Here is a 1004-nt window from a genome sequence, read left to right as displayed (position 1 = left end):
GGTGCCCGGCGGTCAGGATCAGGATGAGCGCGGCCTGGACGAGCAGCAGCGCTTTGAGGCTGACGCGGTCGACGGCCCAGCCGACGACGGGGACGACCAGGCCGACGATGCCGATGGCGGTCCCGAGGGCGGGGGAGCCCAGCGCTGCGGTGGCACGGCTGAGCGGGTCGCGGCGTACGTCTGAGATTGGTTCCTCCCCCGGATCCGGCCTGGTGGGGGCCGGAAGGGTTCATGATTCCCGACCGGGTGGCCCGCCTCAAGAAATCCGGCAACTCGCAGGCTGGTTGGCCGGGACCCGCATGACCGGGTGGCCGGATCGGGGCTGGCGGCCGGGAGGTCAGGCCTGGTCGTCGGCCTGCTGCAGGGTGATGTCGTAGGCGACGGCCCACCGGTGGGCGGGGATCAGGAGGTTCGCGGTTTCCACGGGGCGGCCGGCGTCGTCGTAGTAGGTCCGCTCGATCAGCGTCGCGAGCGTGCCGGCCGGGATGCCGAGCTGCTGCGCCTGGTCGCGGTCGACCTGCACAGGCCGGGGTCGCTCCACCGTGCGCACCACGCGGATGCCGAGGTGGGCCATGCGGTCCACGACGCTGCGCCCGGCGAAGGGGCCGCCGTCGGGCAGGACGACGGCGCTCTTGCCTGTGATGGCCATCGGCTCCCAGCTGGTGGAGAGCATGACGGGCCGGCGGGCGGCGTCGAGGAACTCGTACGCCGTGCGCACGCAGTGTTCGCCCGCCGCGATGTCCAGGCGCTCGGCGATGCCGGCGGGGGCGGGGAACTTGGCGGTGCTCTGCGCCTCCCAGGAGGCGACGCCCTCCGGGGCGAGCGGGGCGCTGGGGTACCCGGGAGCGGGGCAGCGGCCCATGGGCACCTGCTCCTCCAGAGCCCGGACGTATGTCCCCGAGCCGGCACGGCCCTCCAGCAGCCCTTCGGTGATGAGCAGCTCCTGGGCGCGGCGGACGACGTTCTCGCCGACGCCGTACTTCTGGCCCAGGACGGTGCGGGAG

The 1004-nt window shown here is 73.6% G+C and carries 2 protein-coding genes; one reads left to right on the top strand and one right to left on the bottom strand.

The genetic code is table 11. The features are described 5' to 3' along the window. A partial coding sequence (locus ACFW48_RS38825; RefSeq protein ID WP_386323403.1) for a hypothetical protein occupies positions 1 to 184 on the top strand: 184 nt, incomplete at its 5' end. A 153-nt stretch (positions 185 to 337) separates the two neighbouring features. On the opposite strand, the gene ACFW48_RS38820 is transcribed toward ACFW48_RS38825, so the two are convergent. Continuing rightward, positions 338 to 1004 (bottom strand): GntR family transcriptional regulator (locus tag ACFW48_RS38820; RefSeq protein ID WP_386323402.1); only part of this gene is annotated, 667 nt, incomplete at its 5' end.

It is taken from the genome of Streptomyces sp. NPDC058812 (assembly GCF_042744565.1).
Lineage (GTDB): Bacteria > Actinomycetota > Actinomycetes > Streptomycetales > Streptomycetaceae > Streptomyces > Streptomyces thinghirensis.
Note: the sequence above shows the minus strand (reverse complement) of the source record. Positions and strands in the feature narration are given on the sequence as shown.